Origin of the sequence: Chryseobacterium rhizosphaerae, from assembly GCF_003385455.1 — a bacterium.
GTDB classification, from domain to species: Bacteria; Bacteroidota; Bacteroidia; order Flavobacteriales; family Weeksellaceae; genus Chryseobacterium; species Chryseobacterium rhizosphaerae.
In genome coordinates this window covers 74,478-91,561 of the sequence record NZ_QNUF01000006.1, presented here as the reverse complement: position 1 = coordinate 91,561, position 17,084 = coordinate 74,478, and the positions used below count along the sequence as shown (strand labels likewise).

The following is a 17,084-nucleotide window of genomic DNA, read 5'->3' as shown; positions in this document are numbered from 1 at the left end:
TTTATAATTTTTGTTTTAAACTTTCAATCTGTTCATACATTGTATTGAAAAATAAGGCCCGATCACGGTTTCCCGAAGCATTCAGGGATTTTGAATTTTTAATCTGATGTTCAAAATAACTCAGAGAATCCTGGCATGTCATTTCATCCGTAGTCATCATATACCCAAACATACTGAACGGGATAAAAAAAGAAGACTGCTGTTCATTTTTAAATAAAATACTATTATTTAAAATAACCAAATCATTTACAAATATTTGAAAATTAGGTTTTTCAAGTGTTTTATGTTCTAGATTTTTTATTAAACTTTTTAGATCATCCAATATAAGATCCGTGTCATTCTTTTTTAATAATCCGATTTCAAAATAGAAGGAAATCTGCCGTAAAGCACTTAAAATAGTTGTGTCATTCCATATTTCAGTGACATTTTGTTTTTCATAAAGATCAATGAGCAGTTCATTTTTTACAGAATGATATTCTAAATTAAACGTATCGAAAGGACTTAAAAATTTATCCTGATTCAATAAATTCATCCAGACATAAAACTTGAAGCGCGACAGTATTGAATCTGAAATGGTATAGAAAAACGGAATATCTTTCGCGGAGTAAAATACCTGGGAGTTTGTAATATCCTGAAATACATGCAAGATCTTCAGAGAGCTTTCAAAATAGTTTAACAGATCTTCAGTTGTTTTTACGGGTTGGGTGCGTCTTACAACCAGTTGGTTTTCTGTTCCCAGAAACTGATCCAGGGAAATCTGATAGTATTTAGCAAGTTCCAGGGCTTCCTCAAAGCTGAATTTGGCCTTCATAGAAGTTCGCCGGTGCGCTGCATCGTAGCTGATATTTAGAATATTGGCAATTTCATCGTTTAATGATTTGCCACCAATCTTTCTTCGGATTTCCTTTAATAAAGCTTCCTGATGCATGGTTTTGTGATTTTCACAAATGTAACCTTTTTTTTAATTCTTTTTCACATTCAGGAGATGGTGTTCTGATGATAATTTTGAAATGTAATTTTTAAAATAATGAGTTATGAAAACACGAATCTTATTAATAACAGTTTTTTTTGTGAATAGTCTGGTGTATGCATCAGATACCATAAAAGCAGATTCTTTGAAGCCTAAAATTATTGCCGCTTCACCTTCGAAGAATACCAGCAATGTGAACGGAATTTTATTTAAATATTTTGACGAAGAAGAGGGGTTTACGCCTAAAAAAGTAAATGGCTTAGGAATGGGATTTAATCTTGTAGGTATTTTTATTCCGCCACTTTTACTATTTAACCTACCAGGGGCCGATCACTGGAGCTTTAACAGTTATGAGATCATGCCCAGGGAGCGTATGAACAAAATTAACGGTGTACAGCTTTCACTCATCAATATGGAACCTACTGTAACCAATGGACTGGAGGTAAATATCTCAAGCAATATTGGAGTGTATACCGTGACGAACGGAGTTTCTGTTTCACCACTTTTCAATATACATGATGAGATAAAAGGGGTTTCTGTAGCATCCTTAGCCAATGTGGGACAGAAATGCAGAGGAGTCCAGATTGGTCTGTATAATAAATGTAATGATTTCAGAGGTATCCAGATCGGGGCATGGAATGAGAACGGGAAGAGAAAACTTCCTTTGATCAATTGGAACTTTAAAGGCTCTAAGCAATAATCACCATAAAAATAACAGATCATGAAAAAATTATTTTTAATAACAGGCATTTTTTTATTGTCAGGAATACTATACAGCCAGGATGCTCCTGAAATAAAAACAAGATGGGTATCATTGACTCCACTGAGTGAACATGTACAAGAAGTTAATGGGCTGGCAGTGGGATTGGGAGGCAGTCTTGCTGATCGTAATACACAACGTACCCAGTCCATTAACGGGCTTAATCTGGATGTTAATCCCGTGGGGCTTCTCATCTGGATGTTTTTTGATCCCGCTAAAGAAAAAAATGAACATACTTTTCTTACGATAAACGGAATTACACTTTCCGGTGCCGGATATGGAAGAAATGTGGATCAAAATGGACTTTCCGTTTCTGTTTATAATTATGGAAGAAAAGTGAATGGCTTTTTGGTTTCCGGGCTCTCCACTTCTATTGATAAAGGAAATGGTATCGTCATCTCCGGGTTGATGAATGGTGTGGATGATATGAGAGGCGTAAGCATTTCCGTATTTAATGGATCTGAAAAGATGAAGGGCTTACAGCTTGGGCTCATCAATAAGGCCGAAGAAATGAGGGGTGTACAGGTGGGTGTGGTCAATTCATCTAAGAAAATGAAAGGACTTCAGATTGGAATATGGAATAAGAATGCTAAAAGAAGCTTACCAATCATTAATTTTTAAATAATAAGACTTATGAAAAATATACCTTATATACTCATTGCTTCCCGTTTTGCAGCAGCTCTGATTATTCTGTATTTGGGTTACTGCATTGGAGAGGGGGCCCGCGGATATATTGTAGGATTAATGTATTTCGGGATATTCACTGATGTTTTTGATGGGATTATTGCCCGTAAAACAGGAGTTTCTTCTGAAAAACTAAGGCGCTTAGACAGCCAGGTGGATCTTATTTTCTGGCTTTCACTGGGATGGATTTCCTATCAGCTTAATCCGGAACTGATAAAAGGAGAATGGAAAAGTATTCTGTTCATTTTTATAATGGAAGCCTCATGCTATATCATCAGTATCTGGAAATTTGGAAAGGAAACCTGTACTCATGCTTTTTTGGCAAAAATCTGGGGACTAAGCCTTTTACTGGCTTTTACCTATCTCATCGGATTTCAGGAAACGGGCTGGCCTTTTTATCTCTCTGTTACTTTAGGATTGATTTCCCATATAGATGTTATCCTGATTATTCTTATTCTTCCCCAATGGAGGTATGATGTCCCCAGCTGTTACCATGCCTGGATGATCAGAAAGGGAAAAAAGAGAAGAAAAACAATTTTCTTTAATTGAGTATTGAAATAATTAAAAAAAACATTCTATGATAAGAGGTTATTAATGCTGGGGAATTTTGAACATAAAATATCCCACATGATAGAATATTATGGAAAAATGAAGCGAAGAAAATCGATAAATGATGCGTTGATCTGTTAAAAAAAGAATAGAAATGCTATTTTTCATGAAGTGAAAATAAAATGACATAATCCATATGAAATAATATTAATGTATTGGTTTTTAATTGTTTGTTGTTTTTTAATTCATGAATTTAGATATATAAATTTATGAATCTATAGAGTATTCACTTGTATTATCACATCGCTTTACTGCATCTTTGCTTCAAGGTAAAAACACAGCATTTATATTTTTGTATGTGTACAGTACAAGAATGTAAATATTAAAATCCTACGTGAGTTAATGAATTAATTAAAAAGTTAGAGTAGTGATCACCAAAAGTAATTTATTATGTTGTAAGTAAACAAAATTTGTTTGAAACCATTAGCGATGTCAGGGAATGAATTCTAACTGAATAAGACAGAGCTAATGATGAACTTGAGAAATCAGAATTATCATTTAAAAACTAAAAACTAATAACTATTTTCCATACATAAGAAGCCTGTTCTTATGAAAAAACCAAGAATAAGTCAACTTATTCCTCTTAAAAGTGATATGATGTGAGTGTACCAGGTTCAAGTCAGGACAAATTTTATGAAGTTCAGAATCTTAAAATTATACTTTAGAAACGAATGCAGAAGAGTGAAAAAAGATAATTTTACTGAACAGAAAGTTTAATTACCTGATAAATGATTTTTAAAGACAGCGTAACCATTAAGTTGCGCTGTTTTTTTGTAACTTTGCAAACATTAATTTTTATACAAAAATTTATCATCAACAAATGAAAAAGCAGACGATCAAAGAAATCCTGAAGGATTACAAGAAAGTATTACATCATGACATTACAGTTTACGGATGGGTAAGAACATTCCGTGCTAATCGCTTTATTGCACTTAATGATGGATCTACTATTAATAATTTGCAGATAGTTGTTGATTTCGAAAATTTTGATGAAGAGGTTATCAAGAATATCAGTACTGCTTCTTCCCTTAAAGTGGTAGGAGAAGTGGTAGAAAGCCAGGGTGCTGGTCAAAGCGTTGAGATTATTGCTAAAAAGATCATCGTTTTAGGAGATAACTTTACTGAAGAGCTTCAAAGTACGATTCTTCAACCTAAAAAACATAGTTTGGAAAAACTTCGTGAGCAGGCCCACCTAAGATTCAGAACCAATTTATTTGGAGCTGTTTTCAGAGTACGTCATGCCGTGAGTTTTGCGGTTCACTCGTTTTTTAACCAGAATCAGTTCTTCTATATCAACACACCAGTAATTACCGGTGCAGATGCAGAAGGAGCGGGAGAAATGTTTGGAGTTACCAACTTTGATCTTGAAAATATGCCAAGAACAGAAGAAGGTGAAATTGATTTCTCACAGGATTTCTTTGGTAAAAAAACAAATCTTACAGTTTCAGGACAGCTTGAAGGGGAAACTGCAGCTATGGGATTAGGAAGAATTTATACATTCGGACCTACTTTCCGTGCTGAAAATTCAAACACAACAAGACACCTTGCTGAATTCTGGATGATTGAGCCGGAAGTTGCTTTTAATAACCTGGAAGACAATATTGACCTTGCTGAAGATTTCTTAAAGTATGTGATCCAGTATGTATTGGATAACTGTAAAGACGATCTTGAATTCCTGGATAAGCGTTTTGAAGAAGATCAGAAAACAAAACCTGAGAAGGAAAGAGCAAAAGAAGGTCTTATTGAAAAACTTCAGAATGTGATTGCTAAACGTTTCAAGCGTGTAAGCTATACAGAAGCTATTGAAATTTTACTAAACTCTAAAGAAAATAAGAAAGGTAAATTTGCTTACCCTGTTGAGAAATGGGGAACAGATCTTCAGTCTGAGCATGAAAGATATCTTGTTGAAAAACATTTTGAGAGCCCGGTTGTATTATTTGATTATCCGAAAGAGATCAAAGCTTTCTATATGAAATTGAATGACGACAACAAAACTGTGGCAGCAATGGATGTTCTTTTCCCTGGAATCGGTGAAATCATCGGTGGTTCCGAAAGAGAAGCAAGATTAGATGTACTAAAACAGAAAATGACTGATATGCATGTAGATGAGCACGAACTTTGGTGGTATCTGGATACCCGTAAATTTGGTTCTGTTCCTCATGCAGGATTTGGTTTAGGATTAGAAAGATTAGTTCTTTTTGTGACAGGGATGACGAATATCAGAGATGTAATTCCTTTCCCAAGGACGCCGAAAAGTGCTGAATTCTAGAATAATAAAAAAAAGCCTTAATGAAATTTAAGGCTTTTTTTATTTTTTAGTAGTTTATTATGATAAGAACTATACTGCAAAAATCATGCTAAATGTGTTTATTATCAAATAAATTTATTAAATTCGTAGAATATGTTATGTTAAAACGCCAATATTACTATGCTTAAACAACACTTACAACTCAAATTAGGACAGAAGCTGGCTCCCCAGCAGATCCAGTTGATGAAGCTTATTCAGCTTCATACTCTTGAATTTGAAGAGGAGTTGGAGAGAGAGCTAGAAGAAAACCCTGCATTAGAAATTGCAAAGGAAGAATCTAAGGAAGATGATTATGCTTCTTTGGAAGAAACCTATCAGGATGAGGGTACCGATAGCATTGAAACAGATTTTGACGTCAATGAATATATTTATGACGACGAACCCAACTATAAAACGGCATCCAGCAACTATTCTCCTGACGATGAAGAATTTGATAATGAAAGTCTTTTAACAGAGGGGCAGTCATTGTATGATTACCTGATGGAACAAATTCATTTGGTAAATATCAATAATGAAGATTTAAGAGTCGCGGAATACCTTATTGGAAATCTGGATACGGATGGATATTTAAGAAGGGAAATCAAGTCTATCGTTGATGATCTGGCTTTCTCACAGGGAATCTATACTACAAAAGAAAAAGTGGAAGATATCCTGGAGAATTATGTTCAGAAACTGGATCCATCAGGAGTAGGGGCAAGAGGTCTTCAGGAATGTTTATTACTTCAGATTGAAAAGAAAGTAAGCTCGGATAAAGCGGTTTCTTTAGCTGCAAGCATTCTGAGACATCAGTTTGATGCGTTGACGAATAAGCACTATAATAAGATTATTCAGAAATATGATATTGAGGAAGAAGATCTGAAAGATGCTTTGGAAGAAATCTCAAAATTATCACCTAAAGTGGGAGGGAACTTTGATACCCAGACTATTACAATCAACCAGGAAATTATCCCTGACTTTGTGATCCAGGTAAAGGATGGATTGGTAATTCCTATGCTTAACAGCAAAAATGCACCTACTTTAAGAGTTTCAGAGGAGTATAAGGATATTCTTACCACCTACTCTCATGATAAAAATTCATCTGAGCATAAACAGGCTGCTTTATTTATCAAACAAAAGCTTGATGCTGCCAAATGGTATATTGATGCCATTAATCAGCGTCAGAATACCCTTTTACAGACCATTACGGCCATTGTAAAGTTCCAGAAGGATTACTTTATCACAGGGGATGAAAAGTCACTGAAACCGATGATTCTAAAAGATATAGCAGATATTACAGGATTTGATATTTCTACCATTTCAAGAGTAGTAAAAAGTAAATATGCTGATACACCAAACGGGATTGTATATCTTAAAGATCTGTTCTCGGACAGTTTAACTAATGATGATGGGGAAGAAGTTTCTACAAAAGAGATTAAAACCCACCTTCAGGAAGTGATCAGTAAGGAGAATAAGAGAAAACCGCTTACCGATGATGCTTTGGTAGTGATCTTAAAAGAACAGGGCTACAATATTGCAAGAAGAACAATTGCAAAATACCGTGAGCAGCTGAATATTCCTGTAGCAAGATTAAGAAAAGAGTTATAGTTGTCAATACTGTACTTTCAATGTATAAAAAGGTGAACGCTAATGTTCACCTTTTTTATTGTATATATTAAGAGATCAGAAATACAGTATCACTTATTCTTTTAAAAAGACTGAGGGTATTGATCTGTTTTCCAAATTCTTTATTTTCCCAATACACTTTCCCTTCTTTATAATCATTAATTAATGCAAAAGTACCGCTATTGATCTTCAAAAATGCAATGGCAGGGAAGGGAAGGTCTTCAAGATCTTCAAGCTCCAGTCTTACCACCATCGTTTCAATATCAAAATCATCTTTTAAGATCGTGTGGAAACTCAAAAAATTATAATCTTCCACAGGGATGTCGTAATTTTTTATTTTACCGGGCTTTATATTTTGTTGTATAAATTTTTTCAGTAAAAAATTAAAGGAGGTCACATGTCCATTTTTTTCAGTCATAGATGCAGAAATATATTTAATAGATATAATATGCGTTTTCGTTGATCCGTTTCTGGATATTATTTATACTTATTTTATAAGGAATATCTTCTTCATTTTTATAATGAAAATCGATTGTACTGATTGCCTTTTTACTGATTCCTATCCATTTATTGTCCTTAATTTTATAAAGGGAAAACTGATTGTAGTGCAGTGTATAGTCTGCTTCATTGATAATGACCAGCTTGTTTTTATCCTGCGGATAAAAGGTAATATGTGTTTTTCCGATTTTGTATGATTGCTCTTCCAGAAAATTTACATGTTCTTTTTGGGTATAAGAAAGCAATTTTGATTTTAGCAGCAGAAACCTGTAATTGGTTTGTCTGATATTTTCATTGATCCTGCTTTTTATTTTTTTTAAGGTATGAGAATACTGGCTGAATTTGTAGTGGATGCCCTTTGGCGAAATCGAAAATTTAGCTTTGTTTTCAAATGGATCTATAAAGAAAAATTGATTGTCCTTTACATTGATAAGATGAATCAGTAGGTACTGTTTTTCAGTAATACTATTGAAAATATTACCCTCTACCCAATGGTGAACGACATCTGTATAGGTAAATTCCTGTACAATGGGTTTATGATAATACTTAATTTCCTTTTGAAGTTCCAGTCTTCTTAACACCAAGGTGAAGCTTTCAATCTCTGTATTGATCTGGGTAATATCTGTAGTATGAACCCTGTTGAATTCAAAATTGCATTCATCAAAGCAGAAATGACGGCTGTTCTCTAAAATACGGGCATAATCTTTACTCTGTTTGAAGAGATTGATACATTGCTCATTATTTTTCAATAAGGTGAAAAATCCTGCAGGATAATTCTTATGAGGACTGATGACATCGTATTTCTGCAATATTTTTTCAGTCATAAAATACCTGATATTACCGAAAACAATATCGATATCACAATATCCCCAGAAATCATAATTTTTCAGATATTCCTGAAAGATCAGCCCATAGGTAGGTTTAAAATCACATAATTTGTAGCCATCCAGAATGTTGATATTCAGATTGAGCTTTTTACTGGCTAATGCACTGAATTCAGTAAGGTCCTTAATGTGCACAAAGTGTACATTGGGGATATGAAAAGGAGCTTCTAAATTAGTAAACAATATAAAATCAACATCCGGATTATATTTGCAACTGAACAAAAAATGGCTGAAATAAGATGGCCAGCTTTTTCCGAAATAACAATTTATTAATGCGATTTTGGTCATCCTACGTCAGTTTTTTAATATTGAGTAATGAGTCATAACTTTTGTGTAAGAAATAATAAAGAATGGACTCATAGAGATTCGGTTTCGAGGCAAACATTCGGTTAATAAACATATGAATATAACTTATCACTAATGATTTAACCATTTGCTTAGATTGGAGCTCCTTAACTTCAGCTATATATTTTTTTGTTTTCTTGGTTCTGCCATTCAATATCGCAGAAAAATCATCACCACCTGTTAAGAGACCCAATATTTCACTTCTGTGGTTTCTATATTTATCTTTTAAAGCTGCCTTAGAGTTTTCATCCAGCCTCATACCATACCCATTGGCCAGGTGATTCATAATATCTCTTCTTTCGGTTTGCTCATAGCCAAAATCATCCAAAATCCTGTTTACTCCCACAATAGCTCCTTTCCAAATTGCAGTTTCCGTCAATTCAGCCTCTTTCAATAGCTGGCAAACGCATTCACTGTCAAAATGAAATATACTTTCCATGTAGTCTATGGTAGACTCTCCATATCGCTCAATCTCTCTATTGTAGGTATCCAGAACAATTTTATGGATAATCATCTCCTGTGTCAAATACTTATCGAGCAATTGATAGATCTGATTGGATATATTATGATCAGATGATGTTGTCAGAAACCTTATTCTGATATGATGATCCGGATCGCTATAACGGATGAAAAACCACTTTTTGATAATCCCTTTTTTAATGAGTCCACTGGCAAATTTATAAATAGAATCTTTGATGATCTGATCCGAAACTTTGGTACTGCTATAGATTTTATAGAAGAGCCATTCGCTTCCCGGAATAAAATTTCTGGTAATGGTATTCTTAACAGGAAAGACGGAAAGTTCTTTGTTTTTCGTACTGCTTAGGTTATGCCATGGAATAACAATCTCATTGCTATGGATATTTCCTTCCGTATCTTTGGCTATACTTTCATATTGATTTGCAAGGTTTTCGAACACTCTTATTGTCTTTTCCTTCGCAAGATGATCCAGTAAGATTTCCAGAGAAAGGTCATTGTTCATAAATACAGGGAGTTCCATATCCCTCTCCGAGAAAGTAAAGATTTCAGGAATATTCTTTTCTCTTAGATAATCCCTGAGAATAGCTACTGAAGCCTGCTTTCCATTGAATATTTTCTCGGATGACAGTCGCCATGATGTTCTTGACAGGATGACGTTGTTGACCATTATCCTTGGTAAATAATCATAATTGGTAAACATTCCCCAGTTCCAGTTATAAGACGGGGTGATATTCTGATACTGAAGATCACATAAGAAATGATACGTCGGTACTTTATGCAGATTATAATTATGGGCAGATGAAAGACTAGGAATAACCTCTTTATTGTATTTTTTGGAACGAAGGACAACCCTGTTGTTCTTGATGGAAATCATAAGGTCATTCAGGTAGATCGGTTCACTGTCTGAATGATGGGGGCTAAGAATGGGAATTTCATATTTTCTCAGATGCGGTCTGAGAAGGATATTACCTACCCTTGGTTGCGGATTATGCACAATCTCAGCAATGATCTGATTTTCAAAGAAATTTTCTTCCTCTAATAAAGCTTGTTTTACTGATTCTTCCAGTTCGTTGTCCAAATGACAAAAACGTCCCAGGTAAGTAGAGGACGAAGGTCCGTCACTGAATTTATGAAAAATGACAGGTTGTCCCTCCTCGTCCTTATATACCTGTACCAGAGAAGACATTGAAAAAGGTATATTTTTATTTTCGTCTGAAAACGGAGCAACCTCATCTTGAGTGATTATAATTTTATCTTCGTTGTTCTTAACGGCACTAATTAATTTTTCACCCAAAAATTGATTCCATTTTACAGATCCCTGAATAATATTAGAATTATTTTCAGACTTGAACTGGATTCCTCCAATCAGATCCGAAGCATCATTATCTGAATGTACGGGATAATTGATTCCTGATAGGGGATCAAGTGCTAACAATAAAGGTATTTCCTGTTGATCATATCTTTCAAGAAATACATTTTTAAAACTCTCCAGTGCATCAATTTTATCTGATGTACCGATATTAAAGACTGTTGAAAGTACCTTTTTGAAATCTTTAAAAATAGTATTGTTCAGTGTGTTGGATACTTTACCTTTTAGCAGGTCTGTCTGGATAATATTTTTTTTATAGCTTTTAATCCCTGCTTCAGTTAAGATTTGAGTAATTTTCTCAACAGCATCATCAATGTCATTGGTTATATTTATTTTTTGAACAATTTCAAATATGCTGATGATGTGGCGAATGAAAGCTGCATCCTCATTATTTTCTTGGGTAGCAGGAATTTTCAGTCCTTTTAAAAACTGATAGATAAAATCCTGGAAGTTTTTGTCAGTAACCTTTGGAGAAAGTTCACTGACAAGTATTTTTGAGTCGATAAGCTCATTGACATAGTCAAAGCTGTCTTCATAAGAAATATCCTGCTTAACCAATACCTCTATTATGGATGATAGCTCCAGCCCGTTGGTACAGGCTTTTATGATAGAATTCAGATATTTGTTTTTTTCTGTAGAAATAATTTCATATTTCAATCCTCCGTTATTTGCAGAAGACTCAATATAACGGTATTTATTTTTGGTACTGTATATGGTATTGTTGGTATAGAACTTACAGATTTGTCTGACAAACATTTTTTGCTCCAGTTCTGTAATGATATCATGTACCAGTTGCATATCCAGTCGTGCATAAATCTTATCCTGCCCTTTATCCAGTGTGATCAGGGTATTACTGTCCCATTGTCCCATGCTTACTCCTGCATTGGTTCCAAAGGGGATGGTTCTGAAATGTATTCTAAGCCAGTATTTAAGCAAAGACTTTTTTATTTTATCTGCTTTTTCTTTCGAAAGTTTTTTTTCATCCCAATTGATAAGCTGCTCATAGAGATCCGGGGAAGATAAATAAATTGCCTTACGAAAGTTTTCACTATTGATGTCTTTTTCCCATGTATCAATACTTTTTTGTGGAAAAAGAGGAGTCCTCAACAGGTAAAAGTTCAGCTTTTCTATGTCGTTGTATTTCATTCTATGTTCATTAAATAAATTTTATCCCAATCTTTAGCTTTCTCAGGATACTGATAATCCAGTAATACCATTCCCACTCCTGAAATTCCTTCCAGTAATCCGGTATGTTCTACCCATTCATCATTTTTCAGATCATAAGGAAACTTGGTTCCTTTATCCAGTTGCTGAAGGGTAATAGCCATCCAATAATCATGTGCTTCTTTGAGCTCTTCCTGCTTAAATACTCTGTAAAATTTATTGAAAATATGTGAAATTCCGGATGATCCATGACAGATCCCAGTGTCTATACAATCATTTTTGTTACTGTAAAAAACCCCGGCGTTATCCAATCTGATTTTTGATGAATTCAAAATGATAGAAAGACTCATTGTTTTCAGGTCTTCATCCTGCAAAACAGTATAGGCTTTCCATATCCCTATCGCAATACCTAAGTCACCATAGCACCATGCCAACCTGTTTGCGGGTTGCTTTTTGCGGGTAACGACATTGATTTTTGAAGGAAATATATACTGAGAATCTTTATTTTCCTCATACAGTTCAGAAAGAAAATGTACCGCTCCTTGGATCAGTCTTTTACAGGTTTCTTTTTCACAGCCTTTATGATAACATTCTGCTAAAAAGGATATGATTGAAGGAAGACCATGGGCAAGACCCAGATCACAGATGTTTTCTTCTTTTGTTATATTATGATCAACCCAGAAAATGGATTTGTTTTGTTCATATTTTAAGTGGTCAATATATGACACTATTTTTGCGACTGTATCAAGTTTCTGGATTTCCAGAAAGTAAAGACCTAATCCAATCAAACCTGTAAACAGGTCATATTCTTTTTTGTCTGCATAAATAGAGATCAACTCTAAAAAGAATTCTATAGAATCTTCTTCTATTGCATCAATATCCTCATCTGTAATAATATTGGAAGTATGAAGAAGCCTCATGAAATAAATCACAGCTAAACTTCCGCTGGCAAAAGAATAATAAGTGTCTTCAGAAGCCAGGTCTATCAGACTTTCAATTTTTTCAATCTCAATATCATTATTGTAGAATAATGAGTAATAATTACTCCCCAAGCTGAATGTGATATTGTCACCTTTATCTGCAATACATTTTTTTGAAATCTCGCTTAAAAAAAAATCAATTTTATCTTTATACATATTGGCTTAATATTTCAATAGCTGTTAGAGAGTCTTTGTGTGTTCTGGAAACATTATTAAACATAAACTCATTGTATCCGTAGAGTTCTTTAAATTCCAGTAATTTTTCCTGGAAAAAACTTCCGTCTCCAATAAGACTTATATTGTCTATAGAACCATTAGTACCGCTTTTTGCTACTTTTAGTGCTTTTTGTTTGGTTTTATGGCAGCATCCGGAAAATGTCAATACCATAGATGGATCTTTTCCGTGCTTTGCTTTGTATTCTGTTCTGAAGTTTTGTAGCTCTTCCTTGAGATAATCTTTGTTGGACTCTCCATGAAATATAGATCTCGCAAAATTGAGGTCGTGCTGCAAAGCTACTTTCAACCCTGAATGTGAAGATCCCATATACCATACGTCAGGAATGTTTCCTTTGTAAGGTGGGATAATTAAATTTTCTTTCAACAGTTCGTTTTCTTCCCTCAGAAACCGGAGAGTAGATTCAAGCTTCGGAAGAAATGATGAAAAATAGCTGTCTTTATCAACATCTACGTTAAAGTATTGAAGATCATATTCTCCCACTAGCCCTTTTACAAAACCAAGATCTAACCTTTTAGGATATAAGCTGGATAATAGTTTATAATTATGAGCTACTCTGAATGGACTTTGTAATGGCATAATAACCCCAGCAATTCCTATCTTTATTTTATCTGTTAATCCCAATAGTATGGGTAGAAGCATTTCAGGAGTAGACCAGGCCATGTCATGTGCTTTTGAAAAATAATTTTCAGTAACCCAAAACCTCGAAAAACCAAGCTCGTCTGCTCGGGTTGCATAGTCAATGATATCGTACAACGATTTTTTAGAATTGTTAAGAGAATTTTCTCTTATACCAAATTCCAAAAGCCCTATTTTTAATTTATTTGCCATAACTAGTTATTAAAAAGTAGCTACTCCCGCAAAGGAGTAGCTTTAATACTTTTTGTGAAATATTATACTTCAGTACAAACACACAGTTCAGAAGATCTGCTGCTTCCAGCTGTACATGTCCAGTGTGTACAATCAAAAATAGATAAAAATGCCTCTTTTCCAGCTTTTACTGATTTCATTTCGTCAGAGTTTAATTGAGATAACTTCTCTTTTTTAAGAGTTAACTTTTTTGTAAGCTTTTTGCTCATGGTTAAAAAAATTTAAATAATTTACCTACTCGTTAGCTTTTCGGTTTCCGCTTTTTTATATGTATTTATTATATAATACCTTGTTTATCAGTATTTAAATGAAAAACCAGTCCTTTGGTTTTAAAATATAACGGTATACTGCTCTATAAAGAACATAATGTGTTGCGTAAAGCAATTATCGTTATAAAATTAGAAGTGGTTTATTCTATACTTTTAGAAACAGCTTCATCCTGATTCTTCATTGTACTTACCTTTCCGGGTTTATCTTTATTATAATTAATATCTATATTTGAGATAAAACTTCCTTTCCTGGCCTCCCATTTTCCCTGGCTCTGATAACGATAGAGCAAGTCATTGGATAAGGTCTTTTTAGCAGAGATTCCAAAGACAAAATCAATAGCATCTTCCCGTATATAATCTACAAGCTGCAGGGTAATAGCCAGCTTGCTTGAGCCTGTAAAGATCAGTTTGTATTGTTGCAGATCGATATTCTGCCAGCCCGTTGTACTGGTCTTATATATTATATTTTCATTAAGGAGAGTTTGTTCTGGTAAACCATCCTTAACAGTATATATATTTAATTTTAAGGTAATTTCTTTGAACCTGGAGCTTGGAATAATATAAAAATTATAAGCGTTTAGCTTTGTCCAGTTATAGATATCAAATATCTGCCCCTGTTCAACGGTGGGAATGTTTTTATCAAACATTTTAGAGAAGGTAAACATAGGTCTTTTTTCTGCACCTATGATTTCTCTTTTGGTTTTTCTTCCGTTTATATTAATTTCCTGAATAGCATATACTCTTTTGTTTAAAATAATGTTTGGGTTTTCAGTTATTTCGTTGACGCTCAGTTTTTTAGTTTCATAGCCGTTGGATTCAAAAATGATCTCGTCACTTTTATCGGTATTTTGAGGAATTTCCAGAGAATAGTTACCATTGATATCGGTAATAGTACTTATGTTTTCATTCCCAAAACTTATTGAGCAGTAAGAAATAACTTCTTTGTTTTCATTTTTGACAGTTCCTGAAATTTTTTGTGCATACATATGTATAGTAAGTAGTAGAGCACAAATTGCCAGTCCGATCTTCATTATTAGTTTTTTTGTCTGGTCTAAATATAGGATTTTATTCTACATTACTCACTTGTAAAGGAGAAAAAAACAAATTTTATTTGTCATATGTATGTATTTTCCTTAAAATAGATAACTTATTCACATTAAATATCAAAAATAAGCATTGAATATTCAATGGCTTTATGTTGGCTCTAATCCTTTATTCAAGAGCTTTTCACTCAGTCGTACCTTACATAATTCTAATTTTTTTATATTTTAATTCGAGAAGCATAATTTTTTTCGAAAAAAATAAAGTTCACCGATTAAATGGTGAACTCATTCCGCTTTTTTATAAAATTTTTCATAAAAAAAAGGAAAGCATTTTTTTCCTTTTTTTCCTTTATAGTGGGCGATTCCGGATTTTTTATAAATTTCTTGAATTTTCTATACCTAATTCCTTTATAGAAATCTCTCTCATTTCCACTTTTCTTACCTTTCCGGAAATGGTCATTGGAAATTCATCTACAAATTTCCAGTACTTTGGGACTTTATAATGAGCAATTTTTCCTTTACAATAGTCTAATAATTCTTCTTCCGTGATTGTGAAACCTTTTCTCACCTTTACCCAGGCCATTACTTCTTCTCCAAATTTTTCACTGGGTATGCCAATGATTTGAACATCAAGAATATGGGTGTATGTATATAGGAAATCCTCAATTTCCTTTGGGGAAATATTTTCTCCACCTCTGATAATAAGATCTTTAATTCTTCCTGAAATTGTAATATATCCGTCCTTATCCATGACCGCCATATCACCGGTGTGCATCCATCGGGCAGTATCCAGTACTTTTTGGGTATTTTCAGAATCATTCCAGTATTTCAGCATGACAGAATACCCTCTGGTACATAGTTCGCCATGCTCTCCCCGTTTTAGTATTCTTCCATTCTCGTCAATGATCTTTATTTCCAAATGATCCTGAACAGTTCCTACCGTGCTGACCTGCTTTTCCAAAGAAGTTCCTATCAGCGTCTGAGTAGAAACAGGGGATGTTTCCGTCATTCCGTAGCAGATGCTCATTTCTTTGATATTCATAAGGTTTTCCACTTTTTTCATGATTTCCGGCGGACAGACCGATCCTGCCATAACACCGGTTCTTAAACTTGAAAAATCATAAGTATCGAAATCTTTGACAGCCAGTTCTGCAATAAACATAGTAGGGACGCCATATAATGAGGTACATTTTTCATCAGAAACTGTCTTTAATGTCATATCGGGATCAAAACTGTCGTTAGGAATGACCATACAGGCTCCGTGGGTCGTACAGCATATATTTCCGATAACCATCCCAAAACAGTGATAGAAAGGAACAGGAATACAGACTCTGTCTTTTTCTGTGTATTTCAACCTTATTCCTATAAAGTAGCCATTATTTAAAATATTATGATGGGATAATGTCACGCCTTTCGGAAATCCCGTAGTACCTGAGGTATATTGAATATTAACCGGATCATCAAACTGTACATGTTCCTCAAAACTATGAAGGACCTCATCTGAAATATCCTGTCCGTTATTCACAAAATCATCCCAGTTTTCGTCAAAGAAAATTTCATGTTCAAGGCTAGGGCATACTTCTTTTGCATACTCTACCATTTCCTTATAATTACTGGACTTAAAACTTAATGAAGAAAAAATAAAGCGTACCTCAGACTGGTTGAGAACATAGGTGAGCTCATGAGTTCTGTAGGCCGGATTAATGTTGACTAGAATAGTTCCTATCCTGGCAGTAGCATACTGTAAAAGTACCCATTCATACCGGTTAGCAGACCATATTCCGATCCGGTCTCCGGATTTTGCTCCTAAAAATAATAAGGCTTTTGCAATAGCGGTTGTCTGATTATAAAACTCCTGATACGTGGCTCTGTAATTCTGATGAACACAGACTAATGCTTCCTGGTTGGGGTATTTTTCAACTGTATTTTTAAGATTTCCTCCGATAGTTTGTCCTAATAACGGAATTTCAGAAGCTCCGTAGACATAAGATAGTGGCATAGTATAAGATTTGGT

14 protein-coding genes are annotated in these 17,084 nt (G+C 34.2%); 5 read left to right on the top strand and 9 right to left on the bottom strand.

Annotation, left to right across the window (positions count from 1 at the left end; translation table 11 throughout):
- Position 1: 1 nt before the first annotated feature.
- Positions 2–928: a helix-turn-helix domain-containing protein gene (locus DRF57_RS07115; protein ID WP_084085280.1), complete on the bottom strand. Its 927-nt coding sequence runs from the start codon at positions 926–928 to the stop codon at positions 2–4.
- 106 nt (positions 929–1,034) lie between these two features.
- On the opposite strand from DRF57_RS07115, the gene DRF57_RS07110 reads away from it, so the two are divergent.
- From DRF57_RS07110 to rpoN, 5 genes are all read left to right on the top strand, one after another.
- Entirely contained in the window at positions 1,035–1,670 is a 636-nt protein-coding gene (locus DRF57_RS07110) for an LA_2272 family surface repeat-containing protein (protein WP_115917647.1), read from the top strand.
- Positions 1,671–1,691: 21 nt separating this feature from the next.
- Entirely contained in the window at positions 1,692–2,351 is a 660-nt protein-coding gene (locus DRF57_RS07105; RefSeq protein ID WP_123863297.1) for an LA_2272 family surface repeat-containing protein, read from the top strand.
- 12 nt (positions 2,352–2,363) lie between these two features.
- Complete coding sequence (locus tag DRF57_RS07100) at positions 2,364–2,963, top strand: CDP-alcohol phosphatidyltransferase family protein (protein ID WP_115917644.1); 600 nt, start codon at positions 2,364–2,366, stop codon at positions 2,961–2,963.
- Positions 2,964–3,843: 880 nt separating this feature from the next.
- A complete protein-coding gene (asnS, locus tag DRF57_RS07095; RefSeq protein ID WP_047488235.1) occupies positions 3,844–5,292 on the top strand; it encodes an asparagine--tRNA ligase in 1,449 nt (482 codons plus the stop codon).
- 159 nt (positions 5,293–5,451) lie between these two features.
- A complete protein-coding gene (rpoN, locus tag DRF57_RS07090) occupies positions 5,452–6,915 on the top strand; it encodes an RNA polymerase factor sigma-54 (RefSeq protein WP_047488238.1) in 1,464 nt (487 codons plus the stop codon).
- A 67-nt stretch (positions 6,916–6,982) separates the two neighbouring features.
- Here the strand turns inward: rpoN and DRF57_RS07085 are convergent, their stop codons facing one another.
- The 8 genes from DRF57_RS07085 to DRF57_RS07050 all read right to left on the bottom strand — a co-directional run bounded on the left by DRF57_RS07085 (position 6,983) and on the right by DRF57_RS07050 (position 17,069).
- Positions 6,983–7,351: a cysteine peptidase family C39 domain-containing protein gene (locus DRF57_RS07085; protein WP_115917642.1), complete on the bottom strand. Its 369-nt coding sequence runs from the start codon at positions 7,349–7,351 to the stop codon at positions 6,983–6,985.
- 16 nt (positions 7,352–7,367) lie between these two features.
- A complete protein-coding gene (locus DRF57_RS07080) occupies positions 7,368–8,603 on the bottom strand; it encodes a DUF6625 family protein (protein ID WP_052188592.1) in 1,236 nt (411 codons plus the stop codon).
- Position 8,604: 1 nt separating this feature from the next.
- Complete coding sequence (locus tag DRF57_RS07075; RefSeq protein WP_115917641.1) at positions 8,605–11,655, bottom strand: lantibiotic dehydratase; 3,051 nt, start codon at positions 11,653–11,655, stop codon at positions 8,605–8,607.
- Positions 11,652–12,809: a lanthionine synthetase LanC family protein gene (locus DRF57_RS07070; protein ID WP_115917639.1), complete on the bottom strand. Its 1,158-nt coding sequence runs from the start codon at positions 12,807–12,809 to the stop codon at positions 11,652–11,654. Before DRF57_RS07070 ends, DRF57_RS07075 begins: the two co-directional genes overlap by 4 nt.
- Positions 12,802–13,719 (bottom strand): LLM class flavin-dependent oxidoreductase, encoded by a 918-nt coding sequence (locus DRF57_RS07065; RefSeq protein ID WP_115917637.1) that lies wholly within the window; start codon positions 13,717–13,719, stop codon positions 12,802–12,804. Before DRF57_RS07065 ends, DRF57_RS07070 begins: the two co-directional genes overlap by 8 nt.
- Positions 13,720–13,781: 62 nt before the next feature.
- On the bottom strand, positions 13,782–13,967 hold the full coding sequence (locus tag DRF57_RS07060) for a class I lanthipeptide (RefSeq protein ID WP_047488251.1): 186 nt from the start codon (positions 13,965–13,967) through the stop codon (positions 13,782–13,784).
- 200 nt (positions 13,968–14,167) lie between these two features.
- The gene (locus DRF57_RS07055; protein ID WP_115917635.1) at positions 14,168–15,058 is read right to left on the bottom strand and encodes a carboxypeptidase-like regulatory domain-containing protein; all 891 of its coding nucleotides are present in this window, start codon (positions 15,056–15,058) and stop codon (positions 14,168–14,170) included.
- A 385-nt stretch (positions 15,059–15,443) separates the two neighbouring features.
- Complete coding sequence (locus DRF57_RS07050) at positions 15,444–17,069, bottom strand: AMP-binding protein (protein WP_115917633.1); 1,626 nt, start codon at positions 17,067–17,069, stop codon at positions 15,444–15,446.
- Positions 17,070–17,084: the final 15 nt, after the last annotated feature.

What these genes read in the sequence shown, in the direction of transcription:
- DRF57_RS07115 (WP_084085280.1), bottom strand. Translation starts at nt 928, where the DNA reads ATGCATCAGGAAGCTTTATTAAAGGAAATCCGAAGAAAGATTGGTGGC.
- DRF57_RS07110 (WP_115917647.1), top strand. Translation starts at nt 1,035, where the DNA reads ATGAAAACACGAATCTTATTAATAACAGTTTTTTTTGTGAATAGTCTG.
- DRF57_RS07105 (WP_123863297.1), top strand. Translation starts at nt 1,692, where the DNA reads ATGAAAAAATTATTTTTAATAACAGGCATTTTTTTATTGTCAGGAATA.
- DRF57_RS07100 (WP_115917644.1), top strand. Translation starts at nt 2,364, where the DNA reads ATGAAAAATATACCTTATATACTCATTGCTTCCCGTTTTGCAGCAGCT.
- asnS (WP_047488235.1), top strand. Translation starts at nt 3,844, where the DNA reads ATGAAAAAGCAGACGATCAAAGAAATCCTGAAGGATTACAAGAAAGTA.
- rpoN (WP_047488238.1), top strand. Translation starts at nt 5,452, where the DNA reads ATGCTTAAACAACACTTACAACTCAAATTAGGACAGAAGCTGGCTCCC.
- DRF57_RS07085 (WP_115917642.1), bottom strand. Translation starts at nt 7,351, where the DNA reads ATGACTGAAAAAAATGGACATGTGACCTCCTTTAATTTTTTACTGAAA.
- DRF57_RS07080 (WP_052188592.1), bottom strand. Translation starts at nt 8,603, where the DNA reads ATGACCAAAATCGCATTAATAAATTGTTATTTCGGAAAAAGCTGGCCA.
- DRF57_RS07075 (WP_115917641.1), bottom strand. Translation starts at nt 11,655, where the DNA reads ATGAAATACAACGACATAGAAAAGCTGAACTTTTACCTGTTGAGGACT.
- DRF57_RS07070 (WP_115917639.1), bottom strand. Translation starts at nt 12,809, where the DNA reads ATGTATAAAGATAAAATTGATTTTTTTTTAAGCGAGATTTCAAAAAAA.
- DRF57_RS07065 (WP_115917637.1), bottom strand. Translation starts at nt 13,719, where the DNA reads ATGGCAAATAAATTAAAAATAGGGCTTTTGGAATTTGGTATAAGAGAA.
- DRF57_RS07060 (WP_047488251.1), bottom strand. Translation starts at nt 13,967, where the DNA reads ATGAGCAAAAAGCTTACAAAAAAGTTAACTCTTAAAAAAGAGAAGTTA.
- DRF57_RS07055 (WP_115917635.1), bottom strand. Translation starts at nt 15,058, where the DNA reads ATGAAGATCGGACTGGCAATTTGTGCTCTACTACTTACTATACATATG.
- DRF57_RS07050 (WP_115917633.1), bottom strand. Translation starts at nt 17,069, where the DNA reads ATGCCACTATCTTATGTCTACGGAGCTTCTGAAATTCCGTTATTAGGA.